The sequence below is a fragment of the Acidobacteriota bacterium genome (genome assembly GCA_016712445.1).
Taxonomy (GTDB): domain Bacteria; phylum Pseudomonadota; class Alphaproteobacteria; order Caulobacterales; family Hyphomonadaceae; genus Hyphomonas.
On the sequence record JADJRB010000001.1, the window covers coordinates 833,659 to 851,138 of the forward strand.

At 64.8% G+C, this 17,480-nt stretch carries 17 protein-coding genes, 1 pseudogene and 1 riboswitch; of the genes and pseudogenes, 4 read left to right on the top strand and 14 right to left on the bottom strand.

The window, feature by feature from the left end; all coding sequences use genetic code 11:
• The 12 genes and pseudogenes from IPK75_04235 to IPK75_04290 form a co-directional block, all read right to left on the bottom strand.
• Positions 1 to 1,113 (bottom strand): glycosyltransferase family 2 protein, encoded by a 1,113-nt coding sequence (locus IPK75_04235; protein ID MBK8197557.1) that lies wholly within the window; start codon positions 1,111 to 1,113, stop codon positions 1 to 3.
• A 74-nt stretch (positions 1,114 to 1,187) separates the two neighbouring features.
• The gene (locus tag IPK75_04240; protein ID MBK8197558.1) at positions 1,188 to 2,348 is read right to left on the bottom strand and encodes an acyl-CoA dehydrogenase family protein; all 1,161 of its coding nucleotides are present in this window, start codon (positions 2,346 to 2,348) and stop codon (positions 1,188 to 1,190) included.
• Between the two features lie 30 nt (positions 2,349 to 2,378).
• Positions 2,379 to 2,726 carry an MmcQ/YjbR family DNA-binding protein gene (locus IPK75_04245; GenBank protein ID MBK8197559.1) on the bottom strand — a complete coding sequence of 116 codons (348 nt, stop codon included), beginning with the start codon at positions 2,724 to 2,726 and terminating at the stop codon, positions 2,379 to 2,381.
• Positions 2,723 to 4,465 carry an amidohydrolase gene (locus IPK75_04250; protein MBK8197560.1) on the bottom strand — a complete coding sequence of 581 codons (1,743 nt, stop codon included), beginning with the start codon at positions 4,463 to 4,465 and terminating at the stop codon, positions 2,723 to 2,725. Before IPK75_04250 ends, IPK75_04245 begins: the two co-directional genes overlap by 4 nt.
• A gap of 35 nt (positions 4,466 to 4,500) precedes the next feature.
• On the bottom strand, positions 4,501 to 5,616 hold the full coding sequence (locus IPK75_04255) for a DUF3667 domain-containing protein (protein MBK8197561.1): 1,116 nt from the start codon (positions 5,614 to 5,616) through the stop codon (positions 4,501 to 4,503).
• A pseudogene (locus IPK75_04260) lies at positions 5,613 to 5,999 on the bottom strand (GNAT family N-acetyltransferase). The gene IPK75_04255 and the pseudogene IPK75_04260 overlap by 4 nt, the downstream one beginning before the upstream one ends.
• An 83-nt stretch (positions 6,000 to 6,082) precedes the next feature.
• Entirely contained in the window at positions 6,083 to 6,973 is an 891-nt protein-coding gene (locus IPK75_04265; protein ID MBK8197562.1) for a lysophospholipid acyltransferase family protein, read from the bottom strand.
• Positions 6,970 to 8,133, bottom strand: a complete 1,164-nt coding sequence (locus tag IPK75_04270; GenBank protein ID MBK8197563.1) for an acyl-CoA/acyl-ACP dehydrogenase — start codon at positions 8,131 to 8,133, stop codon at positions 6,970 to 6,972. The genes IPK75_04265 and IPK75_04270 overlap by 4 nt, the downstream gene beginning before the upstream one ends.
• A 46-nt stretch (positions 8,134 to 8,179) precedes the next feature.
• On the bottom strand, positions 8,180 to 9,451 hold the full coding sequence (locus tag IPK75_04275; GenBank protein ID MBK8197564.1) for an ammonium transporter: 1,272 nt from the start codon (positions 9,449 to 9,451) through the stop codon (positions 8,180 to 8,182).
• A gap of 158 nt (positions 9,452 to 9,609) precedes the next feature.
• Positions 9,610 to 10,542: a homoserine O-succinyltransferase gene (locus IPK75_04280; protein ID MBK8197565.1), complete on the bottom strand. Its 933-nt coding sequence runs from the start codon at positions 10,540 to 10,542 to the stop codon at positions 9,610 to 9,612.
• 66 nt (positions 10,543 to 10,608) lie between these two features.
• A riboswitch (SAM riboswitch) is annotated at positions 10,609 to 10,686 on the bottom strand.
• A complete protein-coding gene (locus IPK75_04285) occupies positions 10,686 to 11,177 on the bottom strand; it encodes a hypothetical protein (protein MBK8197566.1) in 492 nt (163 codons plus the stop codon). Its footprint overlaps the riboswitch before it by 1 nt.
• 4 nt (positions 11,178 to 11,181) lie before the next feature.
• Positions 11,182 to 11,994 (bottom strand): enoyl-CoA hydratase/isomerase family protein, encoded by an 813-nt coding sequence (locus IPK75_04290; GenBank protein ID MBK8197567.1) that lies wholly within the window; start codon positions 11,992 to 11,994, stop codon positions 11,182 to 11,184.
• 191 nt (positions 11,995 to 12,185) lie between these two features.
• Between IPK75_04290 and IPK75_04295 the strand changes: the two genes are divergently transcribed.
• The 4 genes from IPK75_04295 to IPK75_04310 all read left to right on the top strand — a co-directional run bounded on the left by IPK75_04295 (position 12,186) and on the right by IPK75_04310 (position 16,276).
• Positions 12,186 to 12,623 (top strand): CBS domain-containing protein, encoded by a 438-nt coding sequence (locus tag IPK75_04295; GenBank protein MBK8197568.1) that lies wholly within the window; start codon positions 12,186 to 12,188, stop codon positions 12,621 to 12,623.
• Positions 12,624 to 12,653: 30 nt separating this feature from the next.
• Entirely contained in the window at positions 12,654 to 13,001 is a 348-nt protein-coding gene (locus IPK75_04300; protein ID MBK8197569.1) for a DUF3088 family protein, read from the top strand.
• 71 nt (positions 13,002 to 13,072) lie between these two features.
• Positions 13,073 to 14,011, top strand: coding sequence for a nitronate monooxygenase (locus IPK75_04305; protein MBK8197570.1), 939 nt, complete (start codon positions 13,073 to 13,075; stop codon positions 14,009 to 14,011).
• Positions 14,012 to 14,092: 81 nt separating this feature from the next.
• Positions 14,093 to 16,276 carry a M3 family metallopeptidase gene (locus IPK75_04310; GenBank protein MBK8197571.1) on the top strand — a complete coding sequence of 728 codons (2,184 nt, stop codon included), beginning with the start codon at positions 14,093 to 14,095 and terminating at the stop codon, positions 16,274 to 16,276.
• Between the two features lie 75 nt (positions 16,277 to 16,351).
• On the opposite strand, the gene IPK75_04315 is transcribed toward IPK75_04310, so the two are convergent.
• Entirely contained in the window at positions 16,352 to 16,816 is a 465-nt protein-coding gene (locus tag IPK75_04315; protein ID MBK8197572.1) for a PTS sugar transporter subunit IIA, read from the bottom strand.
• Between the two features lie 21 nt (positions 16,817 to 16,837).
• On the bottom strand, positions 16,838 to 17,428 hold the full coding sequence (gene raiA / locus IPK75_04320; GenBank protein ID MBK8197573.1) for a ribosome-associated translation inhibitor RaiA: 591 nt from the start codon (positions 17,426 to 17,428) through the stop codon (positions 16,838 to 16,840).
• Between the last annotated feature and the right edge of the window lie 52 nt (positions 17,429 to 17,480).

The following is a 17,480-nucleotide window of genomic DNA, read 5'->3' on the forward strand; positions in this document are numbered from 1 at the left end:
TCAGGGCTTGCGGCGCAGCGCGCGCACGGCGCGGGTGAACCATTGCGGGCGCGACGCGGGCTCGACCTCCCAGGCCAGCACTTTGCGGCGCAGGCCTGCGGGAAGGCAGGCGAGCAGGACCCACCAGGCGGCCCGAAGGAAGCGGTAGGGCCCGCTGATCTGCGCCAGCGACACGCGCCGCAACTGGCCGAGCAAGGCTTTCACAGAGTCAGACGGCACAGGATGCTGCGCCGGGTCGTAGACAAGTGAGACGAGACGCTCCTTCAGGTGGAGACTGTCGCGACCGCCGAGTTCGGCGGCGACCGACAGGCCCGTACGGCCAGCATGTTCGCGCAGCACGGCATAGCGGGCATGGTCGTGCGTGATGCGCCAGCGGGCGCGGGCGGCAACGATACCCGAAGCGGCGCTGGTGTGTTGCGCCTCGTGCAGGCGGTAGGCAGAGATGAGGTCGCGCTCTGGACTGACGACGCCGTAGAGCGGCGCGGCGACGGCGATGTGCCCGTCGCTGCCATATCGGAAGGAGGCCGCATCCATCGGCATGAAGGACTTCATCCGCTCACGGTCCATCACCATGCCAGACGTGATCGTGCCGTCATACCGGCCGCGCTCGCGCAGGAGGGCAGAAATGTCGCCGCCGGAGAAGCCGCGGGCCGGGTGCACGCCGCCGAGGGTGCCGGACTTGTCCGAATACCGCATCGGGTAGAGGTAAAGCGAAACGCCCGGTTTGCGGTTCGACAGGATGCTGGCGACCGCGCCCGGAAGCAGGAAGTCGTCCGCATCGAGGAACATCACAAGGTCGCCGGTCGCTTCGGCGAAACCAGCATTGAAGGCTGCGCCCTGGCCGCCGTTCACCGGCAGGAAAATCGCCTTCAGGCGGCCGGCATAGGCGGTGATGATGTCACGTGAATTATCGGTCGAACAGTCGTCAACGACCACAAGCTCGACCGTCCGGTCCTGGGATAGGACACTGTCAATAGCCACGCCGAGATAGCGCGCATAATTGTAGTTGGTGATGACGACCGTCAGGGCCGGCGCAACGGCGTGCGGCCGGAAAGGCGGCGGCACAGCCAAGAGGTCACGGTCAAGCGCGAGAGACTGTAGGGAGCTGGGCATACGCCCCTGACAGCAAGACTCGCGCCAGATGGCGTCCGGGAGCCGGCCCGCGCCGGGGCGCCGCTACGTCGGGATTAAACCATTCCACCATCGGTCGGCAGGCCGAAAAGGATGCGGCCAGCCAGCTCCAGTGTCGACGGCGCCGTGACGATGTGCTGGGTGATGGCGTGGGCGTCCCGGAAGCGGCGCTGCAGGTCGTTCGATTCGAACAGGGCCGCGCCGCCGCCAAGATCGTACAGCGTGCGGCAGATATCGGCGCCGGTGCGTGTCATGTGCGTGCAGGCAAGGCGCAGGTCGGCGCGCAGCGGTACCGGAATTTCATCCGTCTGCTGAGCGACCTGCCAGACCCTGTCGATCTCGGCATAGAGGTAGGCCCGCGCCGCGCGCCAGGCGGCTTCGCAGCGGGCATAATCCGCCTGCATGGTCTGGCGCTCTGAGAGCGTCTTGGACGAGCCTTGGCTTTTCTTGACAGTGGCCAGCGCGTGGAAGGCGTCAAGCGCGCCACGCGCATTGCCGAGCGCGACGGCGCAGACGCCGAGCGACAGCAGGCCGAAGGCGGGAAACTTGTAGAGCGCGCCGGGCTCACGCGGCGTGTCGGTCACCAGCGAGACGGACCGCCCGCGCGGCACGCGAATGTCCTTCACTTCGAAGTCGCCCGAGCCCGTGCCCTTCAGACCCATGACGTGCCAGGTGTCGTGAAGGACTGCATCGCTGGCGGGAAACACCATCATGCGCGTGTCCGGCGCACCGGAGGCGAGGCGTTTCATCTCGCCATTTTCCCAGATCGTGCAGCTGCCGCAGAGCCAGGTGCAGTTTGCCGAGCCGGATCCCCACTGCCAGCGGCCGGAGACGCGGTAGTCGTCTCCGTCCACGACAGCGCGGCCCATAGGCGCGAAGACACCGCCCGTGATGATGGCGGGGTCGGCATAGATTTCCTCGGCGAAGTGCGGCTCCATATAAGCTGCGTTGAGCGCCGTGGTCGCGCCGATCATCGCGCACCAGCCCGCGCTGGCATTGGCGGCAGCGATCCGCTCGGTGGTCTCGACGATTTCGCGCGGGCTGAGTTCGAGTCCGCCAAACCGGCGCGGCGTCACCATCCGGAAAACGCCGGTGGCCGCGAGCTTGCGGGCTAGATCAGCGGGCAGGCGGCGCGCCTCTTCCATCTCGCCGGCCCGCGCCGCGAGTTCGGGCAAAAGCGCGTCGAGGGCGTCGGCCGGAGCGTGGGTATCAGGCATGGTGTAACGCTAGTCTCTTTCCGGACGCGGTCAAAGCGCCAGTTCTGGGTGGATCTTCGGCGGCGCCGCATGGCGCCAGGACATGACAAGCGCCGAGCGCAAGGTGGTGAGGTCGCACGCCTTCAGGCGGATCGAGGTGGCGCCCTTCTCTCCCCATTTGTTCGGCACCGGGAAAAAGATTGCTGGCTCCGCCTCGCACAGCAGGCGCTGTTCGTCAGGCGTAAGGAACACGTTCGAGAATTCGTGGTGCGGCGGCAAGGTGCAGAAGATACGTCCCTTCGGTGCATCAACCCGGAAGCTCGCCCAGTCGAAATGCGGCCGCTCCAGTGCGCGAGGAAGTTTCAGTGCTTCTGCGCGAAGCCGGTCCGGTTTGATCATGGCGCTTCGTACACGGTTTTGCCGTCCTTGATCGTGGCGAGGACGCGTATGTCCTTGATCGCGGCGGGGTCGACGGTCAGCGGATTCGCCGACAGGATCGCGAAATCGGCACGCTTGCCCGCTGTGATGGAGCCCTTGTCGGCCTCTTCAAAATATTGCCGCGCCGCGTTGATCGTGACCGCGCGCAAGGCATCGAGCGGCTGCGCTCTTTCGTCTGGCCCCAGAACGACACCCGACCGCGTCTCGCGGTTCACCGCTGTCCACATGAGGCGAAGCATGTCCGGTGGAACGATCGGCGAGTCCGTGTGCATCGTATAGGCAAGCCCGCGCGCAGTTGCCGAAGCCAGCGGGCTGATCCTGGCCGCGCGGTCGGGGCCAAGCACCTGGTCGCGGTGCCAGTCGCCCCAGAAATAGGGATGCGCCGCGAAGAAGGACGGGATGATCCCGAGCGAGCCCATGCGGTCCAGCTGGTCATCCCGTGCGGTCTGGGCATGGATTGCGACGGTGCGCAAATCGGCCGACGCTCTTCCCTCCCGCGAGGCGGCTTCCATATCCAGCAACTGGTCGATCGCGCGGTCACCGTTGACATGTGCGATGACCTGGATGGCGCGGGCGTGCGCCTCAGCCAGCAGGCTTTCCAGTCCCTCATCCCTATAACTGCCGTACCCGGAGTATCCTGTGTCCTGGCCCGCAGGCGGAACGAGATAAGGTTTGGTCAGCCAGGCCGTCTTGCCCTGTGGTGATCCGTCGAGGATCAGCTTGATGCCGCCAACGCGGAAATGCCCGTCATAGCCGGGCGAGGTTGCAAAGTCCGTCCCGATCGATGTGCCATCCGGGAAATGCTGGTAGGCCACGACATCGAGATAAAACTTTCCGGCCGCCGCTGCGGCGCGCATGTCCTCGATCTGCTGCGGAGAGCTGGCGCCGTCCTGCACCGTGGTGATGCCGTTGCGCGCGTAGATCGCTTGTGCGGCCTCCATGCCGGCGATGCGCATGTCCTGGTTCGGGGCAGGAACGTGGCGCATCACGAGCGCGAGCGCCGTTTCCTCAAGCACGCCGTTCGGCGTCTTGCCGTCAGCCTCGCGCCGGATCACGCCGCCGAACGGGTCGGGAGTGTCGGCCGTGATGCCGGCAGCCTCAAGGCAGGCGGTGTTGCAGGTCACGAAGTGCGCCGATGTGTGCACCAGCATGACTGGTATATCGGCGCTCACCTGGTCGAGGTCGTGCCGGTCCGGATGGCGGCGCTCGGCCAGCAGGGAATCGTCATACCCGAAACCGGTGATCCAGGGCGCCTGCGGATGCGCGGCCTGCCAGGCCCCAAGCTGCGCCTGGATATCTGCGATCGAGGCGACTGTGCCGGCCGGCGGTGGCTGCAGGTCAGCCATGGCGGCGGACTGGGCCATGATGGTGAGGTGGCCGTGCGCGTCAATAAACCCTGGCACAAGGGTCGCGCCGCCCAGATCGCGCCGCTCCGCGCCGGCGCCCGCCGTCTTCAACACCTCGGCCTCGGTACCCACGGCGAGAATTCGCCCCTCACGCACGGCGACCGCGCGCGCTGCAGGCATCTGGTCGTCAACTGTCACGATGTCGGCGTTGAGGAAAACGGTCACGCCCGGCGCCGTTTGGGGCGCAGGCGGCGCTGCGCACGCGCCAAGCAACAAGGCGGCCGCGCTGCAGGCCGCCGCAATCATCCGGTACATGGCGTTCCTCCCCACCGGTATCCTCCGGCGCACTGGCATGCACTTTCGGCGAGGCACGCGAAGCGGGCAAGCCCTCAGATCGACAACGCCCCGAGAATGGCCGCGGTCAGCAACCCGGCGAGGATAAAGCCGAAATAGACGACATCCAGTGTCATCGTGCGCAGGACCGAGGCGACGCGGCCTCGTTGGTAGACGACCCGGTGCAGCCGGTAGAGGTACCAGTTTGAAAATACCAGCAAGGCCAGCGACACCCAGCCATATCCGACCAGCATCGCAGCGAGCATGCCGACCGACATGGCCAGGAACAGCGCCGAGTGGAAATGCAGCGACACGATCAGGTGATCGAAAAACAGGAATTGGCGTCGCCAGAAATATGTCGCGGCCAGCAAGAGCGCGTAGACCGGCAGCATGACGAACATGAGGCGCGGAATCCATTCGCGCGTCCGGTCGGCCATGCGGCTCGGGTCTTCCATCGCCTCGGCAAAGCTGGTGGCTTCCGGGTCGCCGCTGGCCCGCATGGCATCGAGCGCTTCCTGCGGCATGAACCCGGCCCAATCGCCGCCGGTCGTCGCCTCTGCAGCTGCGTCATCTGGCGTGCCGGGCGGCACCGGCTGGTCCGGTTTCGTAGGATCCGGCGCGAGAAAGCCGGGAATGCCCTGCCGCCAGGCTTCTTCAAACTCGTTGAGGCCGTTGATCGCCTCCTGGTATTCCGCCTCGGTCAGGTCACCGTCGGCATACGACTTCTCGACCTGGGCACGGGCCTCGTCCATCGTCTGGCCACCCCCTGTGGAGAGGCCAAGCCCCTGCCCGGTGGCCAGCGGCATCAGCACGAAGAAGACCAGCGAAGCGAAAACGTACAGCCGGAACGGCGGAATGAACCGCGTGCGCTGGCCGTCGAGATAGGCGCGGGTCATCCGCCCCGGACGCAGCAGCAGGTCCGGCAGGGTGCGCGCGATGCGCCCGTCGATCGAGAAGAAGGTCTCGAGGCTTTCGGCCAGCAGGGTCCAGAAAGGCTGGCGTATACTGCCCGCGCTCTGGCCGCACTCGGCGCAGAAATCACTGGTGAGGACGGCGCCGCAATTCAGGCACGCCTCGCCGGCATGGGCATGGCCGCGCGACAGGCCTGCAGCCGCATCGGCGGCGGCATGCTCCATCGCGCCGTCGATCGCATTGCCGAATTCATCACTCATGGCGCGCCTCGCCCTGTTCCATGGCGGTCGAGGACGTATAATACGTCCGGCTCCCGCTCTTCATTTGCCGACCCGTCGGTGATCTGCGCCGCAACGAATCCGTGCGCCTCGTAGAATCGCCTTGCCCGTTCATTGCGCTGGAACGTCCACAACTCAAGAGGCCCGTCCTATTCGAGGCAGCGGCTGAGCAGGAGATGCCCTACTCCCTGCCGCCAGTATCCGGGATCGATGTAGAGATGCTCGATCCGGTTGCCCTCAAGGGCGGCGAAACCTGCGACGGCACCCTCCACATCGGCCACCCACACGCAAGCCCGCGGCAATACCTGCCTGGCAAAAAAGTCGAGATCTTCTTCCGGCGTGTGTACCACGGCGAGCCAGGGCATGGCGGCGGCGCGGGATTCGCGGTGGATCGCCGCGATGCGGGGGGCATCGGCGGCGTCTGCACGGCGCAGCCGGACAGGCCCGTTCACCTGAATATCTTCGGCTTGTTGGCCTGGAAACGCACGCCGGCCGCGCGGTATTGCGGCGCCTTGCCATCCGGCGCGAGCGCGTAGGTCTGCTCGCGCAGGAACTCCATAAGGCCGCGGCGCTTGCCGGCAGTTTCCAGCGTTTCCGGTGTCAGCGTCTCGCCGATCTCGACGCGCAAGGTCTTGCCGATCCGCCGGCGCACTTCCCGGAAGACGAGTGCAAGGCGCAGCTCCAGCGACAGGTGCGAAGCGATCTGGAAAAGACGCGAATTCTGCCCGGCGAAGAAGATGGGCGTAACGTGCGCGCGCGACTGCGTGATGAGCTTGGCCGTGAAGGGTTTCCATTCGTCGTCGACTGCGAGCGGATCAAACGGCGTGGGCGTTGTCGACACTCCGCCGCTGGGGAACACGACGATGCAGCCGCCTTGCTTCACGTGCGCCAGTGCCGCCTTGCGCATCGCCACATTCGCTTCGATCGCATCGCGCGTGCCTGCAAAGTCGACACGCAGAAGGTATGGCCGCGCTTCCGGCACGCCGTCGAGCACAGAGTTAGTAAGCACCTTGAAGTCCGGGCGCCGCAAACTGATCAGCCAGCTGATGACCAGCCCGTCGAGCACGCCGAAAGGATGGTTTGCGACCACAACCAGCGGTCCTTCGCGCGGGATGGCGGCGTGGCGGCTGGCAGAGAACTGGACATCAAGGTCCAGGAGGCGGATCGCCGCCTCGAAAAACGGGACATCCCGCGCGAGGTCTGCGCGGTAGTGGTCGTAGAGCTGCTTGATCTTCGGCTGGCCGGACAATCGCTCGACCGCATGCACAAGGCGCCGTTTGAGCGGATCGTCGAAATAGGCCGCATAGGAAAGCTCGGGGACGGATTCGACTTGGGTCAAAGCCGCCACATGCGCGCGAGGTTGTTTTTCTGCATGTCGGAAGAGCCGCCAACGATCGGCATGCTGAGCAATTCGCGCACATTGCGTTCGATATCATAGGCGTCCGACAGCCCGTAAGCGCCGATGACCTGCTGGCAGGCGAGGCCGATCTCGATGCCGGTATCGGCGACGAACAGCTTAGCCATCGCGGTTTCAGCCGAGCAGGGCTTTCCCTCCCCGGCGAGCCAGGCGGCATGATAGAGCATGTGGCGGCACGCCGCGAGTTTCGTACGTGCCGTGACGAGCTTGTGCGCAATCGCCTGGTGCTTGCCTATGGGCTTGCCGAACTGCACGCGCTCACCGGCATACTTCCACGCCTCCTCAAGCGCGGCCCGCGCGATGCCGTAGGCGACTGCGGTGATCTCGATCTTCTCGACATCCAGCGCCCGCCCGGCCAGCGCCTCCCAGCCTTTGTTCCATTTCTCCGGCCCGCCCACGATCGCGCTCTCAGGCAGGCGGACATCGTCAAAGAACACATCCATCGAATGTGTATAGCGAAGGTTGGAATGCTCGATGGGTTGCATCGTCACGCCGTTCGCCTTTGTCGGCACAAGGACGAACGTCAGGTTCCCGTGGCGGTCACCCGGCTCACCGGACCGGCAGAGGCAGTAAATGTAGTCCGACCAGTCGGCGCCGGTGCACCAGCGCTTTGCGCCGTTGATGACCAGCTCGCCATCCTTGCGCTCCACGCGCGTCTCGACGCTCGGCAGGTCGCCGCCGACGTTCGGCTCCGACAGGCCGTAGCAGAGGAACATTTCGCCGCGCGCCAGTTTCGGCAGCAAGGCTTCCTTCTGCTGCCTTGATCCGTTCTCGGATATGTTCAGCCCGCCATAGAAGGCCGCATGGATGAACGGCCCGGCCATGCTGGGCCCGCCCTGGCAGAGTTCCTCGATCACCGCGGCAGCGGCGTAGATATCCTCGCCCTGACCGCCAAATTCCTCGGGGATCGTCAGTCCGATCAGGCCCATGGCTGCCAGCTCGCGGAACAGGTCCCGGTCCCACGTCGCCGCCTTGTCCCAGGCGCGCCGCTTCTCGCGCGGCATCTTTTCCGCTACCCAGCGCGCCAGCTGGCGGCGGATTTCGGTCACATGATCGGGCTCGGCAGCAAAACTCGTGGACATGGCGCAATTAGACCCGGTTCGGGGACTTCAGCAACTTGCCCGCGCATCATCCGTGGCCATGGGCCGACTCGCCGTGGGTTGAGGTGTCGAGCCCATTGGTTTCATGCTCGGCACTCACCCTCAGCCGGATCACTTGCCGGAGGGCCGCGAGGAGGATGAACGAGACGGCGACCGAATAGGCGCTGACGCTGACCACGCCTGTCAGTTGCGCGCCAAGCTTGCCGCCGAAAGTCATGCCGCCGAGCCCCGGCGCCATGGGTCCGAAGCTGGCGAGAAAGGGGATCAGCAGCGTGCCGAGGATCCCGCCGACGCCGTGCACAGCAAACACGTCGAGGCTGTCATCGATCTTCAGCCGGCCGCGCACGAATATGACCGCGCCGTAGCAAGTGGCCGACGCCAGCGCGCCGATCACCAGCGCGCCGGCGGGGCCGACCGAGCCAGCCGCCGGGGTGATGGTGGCGAGCCCGGCGATGGTGCCGGTCGCAATGCCCACAAGCGTCGGCTTTCCGTACTTCACCCATTCGATCGCCATCCAGACGAGGGCGGCCGTCGAGGCAGAAAGATGCGTCACCAGCATCGCCTGCCCTGCCGACGCATTCGCGCCGAGCGCCGAGCCGGCATTGAATCCGAACCAGCCAACCCACAACATCGCCGCGCCCAGCATCACGAAGGCCGGATTGTGCGGAGGCCGAAGTTCGTGGGGGAAGGTTGTGCGCTTGCCCATCATCAGCACAAAGACCAGCGAACTGACGCCGGCCGTTGCGTGCACGACCAGGCCGCCTGCAAAATCACTGACGCCCAGACCGGCGAGCCAGCCGCCGCCCCAGACCCAGTGGGTGACCGGCGCATACACCAGCAGCATCCACAACGCGCTGAAGCCAAGCACCGCCGCAAAGTTCACACGCTCGGCGTAGGCGCCGACAATCAGCGCGGGCGTGATGATCGCAAATGTCATCTGGAACATGATGAAAACCGATTCCGGGATGGTGCCGGCCTCTGACGCCGTGCCGACGCCGGCGAGGAAGGCCTTGCCGAAGCCGCCCCACACGGCGCCCGTGCCTTCGGCCGCGCCATTGCCGTCACCGAACGCAATCGAGTAACCGGCCACGACCCAGAGGATCGACATGAGGCAGGCGATCGCCAGGCATTGCGACAGGATCGACAGCAGGTTCTTCCACTGCACGAGGCCGCCATAGAAGAGCGCCAGTCCCGGCAGCGTCATGAAAAGGACCAGCGCAGTCGAGGTCAGTATCCAGGCCGTATCGCCTGTGTCGGCAAAGGCCGGAGGCGCGCCTGCGCCGAGCAAGGCGCACACCATCAAGGCCCGCGCAAAGCCTGCGCGGCCAGAAACTGCGTTGGTCATTTTACGGCGCCCTCCCGAAGCGTCCTGATTGGCCCGTCATCCCGCAGGCTTGCGCGCGAGTGACCAAAAAAATCAGCGCACGGCAAGCCCGGATTGGGTCGCCGGTCGGGTGACTAGGCGGAAACCGCTACCCGGCCGATATCGTCCAGCAGGAAGGGCGTCGACTGGTAAGTCTGGTTGATCCAGTTGCCGAACAGCAGGTGCGCGTGGCTCCGCCAGCGGTTCAGCGGCGGGCGCGTCGCATCGTCACCGGGATAGTAGTTGTGCGGCACCGCGATCTCGGCGCCCTGCGCCACGTCGCGGTCATACTCTTCCTTCAGCGAGAAGGAATCGTATTCGACATGGTTGAACATGAACAAGCTGCGGCTCGCGGCATGATGGAGCAGGCTGGGCCCTGTCCGCTCGCAATCGACCAGAAGGTCCAGTTGCGGCCGTGCCAGCACGTCGTCCTTGCGCACCTCGGTCCAGCGCGAGACCGGAATGAGGAAATCGTCGGAGAAACCCGACAGGAAAGGCGAAGCCGGCGCAAGGTTGCGTTGGCGGTAGACGCCGAAGGCCTTCTGGCCGAGCTGGTATTTCGGCAGGCCGTGGAAGTGCCAAGCCGCCGCCATGGCGCCCCAGCAGATATAGAACGGCGAATGTACGTTCGTCCGTGTCCAGTCGAAAATCTGCGACAGCTCTTCCCAATAGGTGACGTCCTCGAAGGGTAGCTGCTCGACCGGCGCACCGGTCACCAGGAAGCCGTCGAACTTGCGGTGACGGATCTCCTCCCAGGTCTGGTAGAAGCTGATCAGGTGTTCGGCCGGCGTATTTTTCGGCTGGTGGCCGCCGACCCGCACGAGTGTCAGCTCAACCTGTAGCGGCGAGGCGCCGATCAGGCGCGCGATCTGCGTTTCCGTGCGGATCTTGTTGGGCATGAGGTTCAAGAGGCCGATCTGCAGCGGCCGGATGTCCTGCCGGATCGCATCGGAATCGCGCATCACCGCCACGCCTTCCCTCAGCAGCGTTTCGCGCGCGGGCAGCGTATCCGGAATCTTGATCGGCATCGGTCGTCCTCATCGGCCCGCTTGGAGGACAATAAACACGCCGCAATGAAGGGGAAAAGCGGAGGCAATCCCCGCATCTCGGCCCTTTAGCGAGTTGTTTAACGTGGCTGCAAGCCGGCCGGCCAAATCACCACGAGGTCGATTTAGTATGCGCGGGCCCCGCCGTCAAATGCCTGCTTTGCGGCGCGCTGCAGGCCGTCCTCTACTCGGAACAGCCATGCCGAGAAAGCAAACACCGCCGCAAGACCGGCGTTGAACCCGGCAACCAGCCAGACGCCGGGCGCGCCGGGCATCCGCGCCGTGACGATCACGGCGAAGATGCCGGCAGCTGCCTGCACACATGCGGTAACCCACATCGCACGCGAAAGACGACCGGGCTCGAGCCGCGACCACGCTGCGCCGGCGACCGCCGCCAGGAGCACAGCCGCGAAGACAAGGTTGGCGGCGTGGCCGGGCTCGCCGACGATGCCGACCGCAAGCGATACCCAGACGAGCAGGAATGCCGCGCCCAGCCCTGCCGCGAATGCCATCAGGTAAGCAATGCGGGTGGACCGGCGCCATGCCAGCAGGAAGGCCGTAAACACTGAGCCAAGGATGAGGCCCGCCGCCACGAAGTCTTCCGCGCCCCAGGTCATCGCCTCACTCTCCCGTCAGTTTCGGCGCGCGCTTTTCCTTGAAGGCAGTCACCGCTTCGCGCCGGTCGGCGAGATAGTTCGACGCGCTTTCCCACCCGATGCTGGCATCCATCAGCTGTGCCGCAAGCGCCCGCAGGGGGATGTTGGCGGTGGTCTTGGTCCAGCGCACGGCCCATTTCGGATTGGCGAGGATCTTGCCCGCAATCTCGTCGACCTTGGCATCGAGCTCCGCTGCCGGCACCGCATAGTTGATCAAGCCGAGCGCCTGCGCCTCCTTCGCCGACAGCAGGTCGCCCGTCATCAGCAGCTCCTTCGCCTTTGCGAAACCGATCAGCTGCGGCCAGATCAGCGCGCCGCCGTCGCCGGCAACCAGGCCGACCTTCACATGCGGATCGCCGATCTTCGCGGTCTCATCCGCGATGATCACGTCGCACAGCAGCGCAATCGTCGCGCCGAGCCCGGCCGCGGCGCCGTTCATGCGACAGAGAATCGGCTTCTCCATCTGCAGCAGGGTCACGACGATCTGCTTGGCGTCCCAGCCGATGGCCCGGAAGCGCTCGGGATGATTGATCTGCTCCTCGAACCAGTCAAAATCCCCGCCCGCACAGAAGGCTCTGCCCTTGCCGGAAAGAATGATGAGGTCGCTCTCCGAATCCCGCTGCAGGCAATTGAAGACCAGCGCGAGTTCCGTATGCATTTGCTCATCGACGCCGTTCACCGGATGCGTGGACGTGATGAAGGCCGTCAGTACACGGCCTTTCCGCTCAAAGGTGAACCGCTCCCATGTATCCTTCGTAATGTCATATCCTGCACTCATGGGCGCCTCCCTGCCGTCTAGTTGGGCGCACCCTAGCCCGGCGCGCGCAGAAGTCACCGGGGGGCGCGACCGGCGCCGCATTTTCTTGCCAAGATTGGCCGTTGGTGGCAGCATCGGACTTGCGGAATGGGATACCGCCTGAACTGCAATCCCGCGAGGCGGCGTCCGTGTTCCAGACGGAGCAGACGCGAATGACCATTCAGACCCTTATCGGGCTTGAGCCCGGGCCACTGCTCGCTTGCGGCCCATCCGACCACCTGATGACCGCTGTCAGCCGCCTCGTTGCCGACGGCTCGAACGCCATCGCCGTGACTGGGCCGGAAGGCCAGCTTGTCGGCATCCTGTCGGACCAGGACATCATCCGTGCGCTCTATGCGGGCGGCGGGTCGGTCAGCCACTCGATCGTGGAAACCTGGATGACCCGCAACGTGATCACCGTGAAGGCCGACACGCGGCTCGAAGCCGCCGTGAAGCTGATGGCCCACCACCGGATCCGGCACGTTGTGGTGACCGGTGAATCGGGCGCCCCGCTCGCGGTCGTGGGGATACGCGACATCCTCAAGAAGCTCCACGAGATCGACGAACTCGAGATCAGCGTCCTGCGCGACATCGCCGTCATCCGGCGCTAGAACAGGCGGACACTCAAAGGTCCGCCCGTCATGCCCCGCGATACGCTCTTCCTGCTGCCCCCCGGCTTTGCCGCGAATGGTCGGCGCGAATTCTGCCCCGAATGCGCCGAGCTCTGGGGCGTGCTCTCCTGGTACCCAGCCCTGAAGGAGACCGTCGAGATTGTCTATGTCGGCATCGACCAGCCGCGCGCACCAATCACTTCCCTGCTGGGCGAAGGTCGCCACAATGCCCCGACACTGGTGCTGCACGCGAGCAGCCCTCGTGTCGACGGCATCGCCTACGCCGAGGCGAACGGCCGCGCCTGCCTTCCTTCGGCTCGCCTGATCGCCCGCCACTTCGCCGCCATTCACGGCACACCGGTCCCACGCGGCAGCTGACGCGCGCCCCCTTGCGTCGCGCCCCGTCATGTCCTTCTAACTCCGGTCAACAAAAACGCCGGAGGAAACCTATGCCCGCAGCGCCCGTGAAGACACGCATCACCGAGATGCTTGGCATCGAAAAGCCGATCATCCAGGCCGCGATGGGCTGGATTGCCCGGTCGCAGCTGTCATCGGCCGTCTCCAATGCCGGGGGCATGGGCATCATCGAAACTTCGTCGGGCGAGCTTGAGGCCATCCGCGAAGAAATCAAGAAGATGAAGACGCTGACGGACAAGCCGTTCGGCGTGAACGTCGCACAGGCCTTCGTGCGCGATCCGAACATCGTGCAGTTCATCATCGATGAGGGCATCCGCTTCGTCACCACCTCCGCCGGCGACCCGATGAAATATACCGGCATGCTGAAGGAAGCGGGGCTCACCGTCTTCCACGTCGTGCCTTCTCTCTCCGGCGCCCTGCGCGCCATCGAGGCGGGCGTGGACGGGCTCATCGTTGAGGGCGGCGAAGGCGGCGGGTTCAAGAACCCGAAGGATGTCGCCTCGATGGTCCTCGTGCCGCAGGTCTGCGAGAAAGTCTCGGTGCCGGTTGTTGCCGCCGGCGGCATCATGGACGGGCGCACGATGGCCGCTGCTTTCGCGCTTGGCGCGGAAGGCGTGCTGATGGGCACACGCATCCTCTCTTCGGCCGAAAGCCCGGTGCACACCAACTGGAAGGAGGCCATCGTCGGCGCCGATTCCACCGACACGGTCTTCCTGAACCGGCAAGGGCCTGGCCCTGCCCTGCGCGCCCTGCGCACCGAGCGGACCACCCGGCTCGAGAAAGAGGGCAGCCCCAACATATTCGGCGAGTTTGCCGGCACGCAGGACGTGTATTTCGGCGGCAACCTCGAGGCAGGAATCGCCCTCACGGGCCAGGTGGCCGGCCGCATCCACGACGTGAAGCCGATCGCCCGGATATTCGAGGAAACGCTGGAGGAATATCACCGCGTGGTCGCCCGCCTGCCCCGCTGACTGGCGCGCTGACTGGCCAAGCGCCGAATGCGCGGCTAAACCCGCCGCAACCCAATTCTCTCCCAAGGAGCCAAGATGAAAATGACCGAAGCCCTCAAAGGTGCAACCGCCGCTGTTGCCCTTGCCGTCAGCGGTTGCTGCACCAGCCCCGATCCCGTGGCGCCCGCCGAGTTCGCCGCAGAGGCCGAACCCGCGCTACCCGAAATCGTGGTCACCGCCGAAGAGCTGGAGGGCAACCCCTTCCGCGAAGAGTGGACCACGCCCTACGGCCTGCCGCCCTTTGCCGACATCGAGGTCACCGACTACCTGCCCGCCGTCAAACAGGCGCTGATCGAGCAGCGCGCAGAGATCGCCGCGATCGCCAACAACCCGGATGCCCCGACCTTCGAGAACACGATCCTCGCGCTCGAAACCTCCGGTGCAGCCCTCAACAAGGTGATGAACGTCTTCGGCAACATCACCAGCACTGACACCAATGACGACCTCAGCAAGCTGGAAGAAGAAATCTATCCGATGCTGACGCGTGAGCGCGACGCGATCACCTTCAATGCCAGGCTGTTTGCCCGGGTCCAGGACCTCTACGACCGCAAGGACCGTCTCGGCCTCGACGAGCAGGATGCACGCCTGCTGGAGCTGACGCACCGCGGCTTCGTGCGCGCCGGCGCAGCACTGTCGCCGGAGGCGAAAGCCGAAGTCGCGAAGATCAACGAAGAAGTGTCGACCCTGACGACGCAGTTCGGCCAGAACCTGCTGAACTCCACCAAGGCGTTCAAGTATGAAGTGACCGACGAGAAACGCCTCGCCGGCATCTCTCCGGAAGTGCGCGCGGCCGTGAAGGTGCCGGGCGAAGAGCGCTGGCTGATCGGCGTTGACCGCGCCGTGTTCGAAGACGTGATGAAGACCGCAGAAGACCGCGAACTGCGCAAGGCGCTGTTCGACGGCTACCGCCTGCGCGCGTCGACCGGCGAGTATGACAACGGCCCGATCGCCATCAAGATCGCCCAGCTGCGCGCCAAGAAGGCCGAGCTGATGGGCTACAAGAGCCATGCCGATTACGTGATCGCCAACCGGATGGCGAAGACCCCGGAAAACGCGATGGAATTCCTCGCGAAGGTGCTGGAGCCCGGCCTGAAGCGCGCCAACGAGGAAATCGCGGACATGCAGGCGATTGCTGGCGACAAGCTGACGATTTCGGGCGAGGACTACTGGTTCTATTCCGAGAAAGTCCGTGCACAGAAGTACGCTTTCGACGAGTCGTCGCTGCGTCCCTACTTCGAGGCCGGTGCAGCCCGCAAGGGGTCTTTCGACACGGCCAGCAAGCTGTTCGGCGTGAGCTTCAAGCCGGTCGACGTGACCGCGTGGAACCCGGCCGTCGAAGCCTGGGAAGTGACCGACACGGCGTCGGGCGAATTCCTCGGCCTGTTCCTGGCCGACATCTATGCCCGCCCCTCCAAGCAGGGCGGCGCATGGATGAGCGCCTACCGCGAAGAATCCAATATCAACGGCGTTTCGATCCGTCCACTGATTACCAACAATCTGAACGTCACGCCCCCGGCTGAAGGCGAACCCAGCCTTCTGGCGTTCACCGAAGTCGAGACGATGTTCCACGAGTTCGGCCACGGCCTGCACGGCCTGCTGACCAACATCCGCTACGCCTCCTTCTCGGGCACCTATGGCGGACCCGACTATTCGGAATTCCCCTCGCAGGTGATGGAACACTGGGCGAGTGAGCCGGAAGTGCTGGCGGGCTACGCGCATCACTACAAGACGGGTGAGCCGATCCCGCAGGACCTGGTCGAAAAGATGCGCAAGGCATCGACCTTCAACCAGGGCTTCGGCACGACCGAGTTCCTCGCCGCCTCGCTGATCGATCTCAGCTGGCACAGCCTCACCTATGAGGAAGCGATGCAGGTCACCGATGCCCGGGCGTTCGAGGAATCGGTGCTGGCGAAATACAACATTCCGTCGGTCATCGAACCGCGTTACCGGACCAACTATTTCAGCCACATCTTCGCCGGCGGGTATTCGGCCGGTTACTATGCCTATCTCTGGGCCAACATTCTGGACTCGGACGGTTTCGCGGCCTTCAAGGAATCCGGCGACATCTTCAATCCGGAACTCGCGGCGAAGCTGAAGCAATGGGTCTACCAGTCGGGCGGCCTGCGCGAGACCGACGAACTCTACCGCAACTTCCGCGGCGCCGACCCGTCGATCGAACCGCTGCTGCGCGACCGCGGTTTCCTGGAAACCACCCCGGCAGAGTGATCCAGCCCTGCCTCGAAACGGAAAAGCCCCGCCTCATCGAGACGGGGCTTTTTCTTTATGCCTTCACGGCCGGGATCAGCCGCTCACCGATTCCTTGCAGATCACGGCGCGCACGTCGTCTTCGTTGCGCGCCTTGCGCAGCGCGTCGCGCACCGGGCTCTGGCGGAACACGCGGCTGACTTGCGCCAGCGCGCGCAGGTGGTCAGCGCCCGAGCCATCCGGAGCCAGCAGCATGAAGATCAGGTCGCAGGGGCGCTCATCGATCGCTTCGAAATCAACGCCGTGCAGCAGGCGCATGAACCCGCCCACGGGCTTTTCCAGGCCAGGCAGGCGCGCGTGCGGAATGGCAACGCCTTCGCCGACGCCGGTCGAGCCGAGCCGTTCGCGTTCCATCACGGCATCCTCGATCGCCCGCGCGCCAATACCGGTCGCGTCGCTGAGCGCTTCACACAGCACGTGGATCGCCTGCTTGCGGCTCGACACGTCCTGGAGCGGGATGATTACCCCGCCCTGAAGCAGGGTACTCAGATCTGTAGCCATCAATCTACGTTTCCGTGACACTCAGGTGCGGGGGGTATTGGCGGGATCGACCCAGCCAATGTGCCCATCGGGGCGGCGGTAGACCATATTCAGGCCATCATGGCCAGCATTCCTGAACATCAATGCCGGGACATCTTGCAACTCGAGCTGCATGACTGCCTCCGAAACGGACATCGTACGGATCTGAACGCTCGTTTCTGCAACTGTCAGGGGAGCGCTGCCTGCCTCAATACCCTCATCTTCTGAATCTTCCGTATCCGTGACGCGGATCAGCGATTCAGACGCCGCAAAGGCCGGCAGCGGCTGGGGCGCAGCGGCATGGTGGTCCTTCAGGCGGCGTTTGTAGCGCCGGACCCGCTTCTCCATCTTGTCGAGGCTGACTTCCAGGGCAGCATAGGGATCGTCGGCCCGGCCGGTGGATTGCAGCACGATTCCGGACGGCAGATGAACATTGCAGTCAACTTCCACGAACGGGCCGTGCTGAGAGACGAAGACGTTCGCTTCGCCGGTGCGGTTGAAATACTTGATGACCGCCGCTTCCAGTCCCTCCTCGATACGCCCTCGCAATGCTTCACCCAGATCCATGTGCTTACCGGTGATCTGAATCTGCATGAGCGTCTCTCCTTTGCGGATGTCGGGTGTGAAGTATGACCCAAAGTAAACC

Excerpts from the sequence above, each read along its gene's own strand:
- IPK75_04235 (MBK8197557.1), bottom strand. The coding sequence starts at position 1,113 with ATGCCCAGCTCCCTACAGTCTCTCGCGCTTGACCGTGACCTCTTGGCT.
- IPK75_04240 (MBK8197558.1), bottom strand. The coding sequence starts at position 2,348 with ATGCCTGATACCCACGCTCCGGCCGACGCCCTCGACGCGCTTTTGCCC.
- IPK75_04245 (MBK8197559.1), bottom strand. The coding sequence starts at position 2,726 with ATGATCAAACCGGACCGGCTTCGCGCAGAAGCACTGAAACTTCCTCGC.
- IPK75_04250 (MBK8197560.1), bottom strand. The coding sequence starts at position 4,465 with ATGCCAGTGCGCCGGAGGATACCGGTGGGGAGGAACGCCATGTACCGG.
- IPK75_04255 (MBK8197561.1), bottom strand. The coding sequence starts at position 5,616 with ATGAGTGATGAATTCGGCAATGCGATCGACGGCGCGATGGAGCATGCC.
- IPK75_04270 (MBK8197563.1), bottom strand. The coding sequence starts at position 8,133 with ATGTCCACGAGTTTTGCTGCCGAGCCCGATCATGTGACCGAAATCCGC.
- IPK75_04275 (MBK8197564.1), bottom strand. The coding sequence starts at position 9,451 with ATGGTGTGCGCCTTGCTCGGCGCAGGCGCGCCTCCGGCCTTTGCCGAC.
- IPK75_04280 (MBK8197565.1), bottom strand. The coding sequence starts at position 10,542 with ATGCCGATCAAGATTCCGGATACGCTGCCCGCGCGCGAAACGCTGCTG.
- IPK75_04285 (MBK8197566.1), bottom strand. The coding sequence starts at position 11,177 with ATGACCTGGGGCGCGGAAGACTTCGTGGCGGCGGGCCTCATCCTTGGC.
- IPK75_04290 (MBK8197567.1), bottom strand. The coding sequence starts at position 11,994 with ATGAGTGCAGGATATGACATTACGAAGGATACATGGGAGCGGTTCACC.
- IPK75_04295 (MBK8197568.1), top strand. The coding sequence starts at position 12,186 with ATGACCATTCAGACCCTTATCGGGCTTGAGCCCGGGCCACTGCTCGCT.
- IPK75_04300 (MBK8197569.1), top strand. The coding sequence starts at position 12,654 with ATGCCCCGCGATACGCTCTTCCTGCTGCCCCCCGGCTTTGCCGCGAAT.
- IPK75_04305 (MBK8197570.1), top strand. The coding sequence starts at position 13,073 with ATGCCCGCAGCGCCCGTGAAGACACGCATCACCGAGATGCTTGGCATC.
- IPK75_04310 (MBK8197571.1), top strand. The coding sequence starts at position 14,093 with ATGACCGAAGCCCTCAAAGGTGCAACCGCCGCTGTTGCCCTTGCCGTC.
- IPK75_04315 (MBK8197572.1), bottom strand. The coding sequence starts at position 16,816 with ATGGCTACAGATCTGAGTACCCTGCTTCAGGGCGGGGTAATCATCCCG.
- raiA (MBK8197573.1), bottom strand. The coding sequence starts at position 17,428 with ATGCAGATTCAGATCACCGGTAAGCACATGGATCTGGGTGAAGCATTG.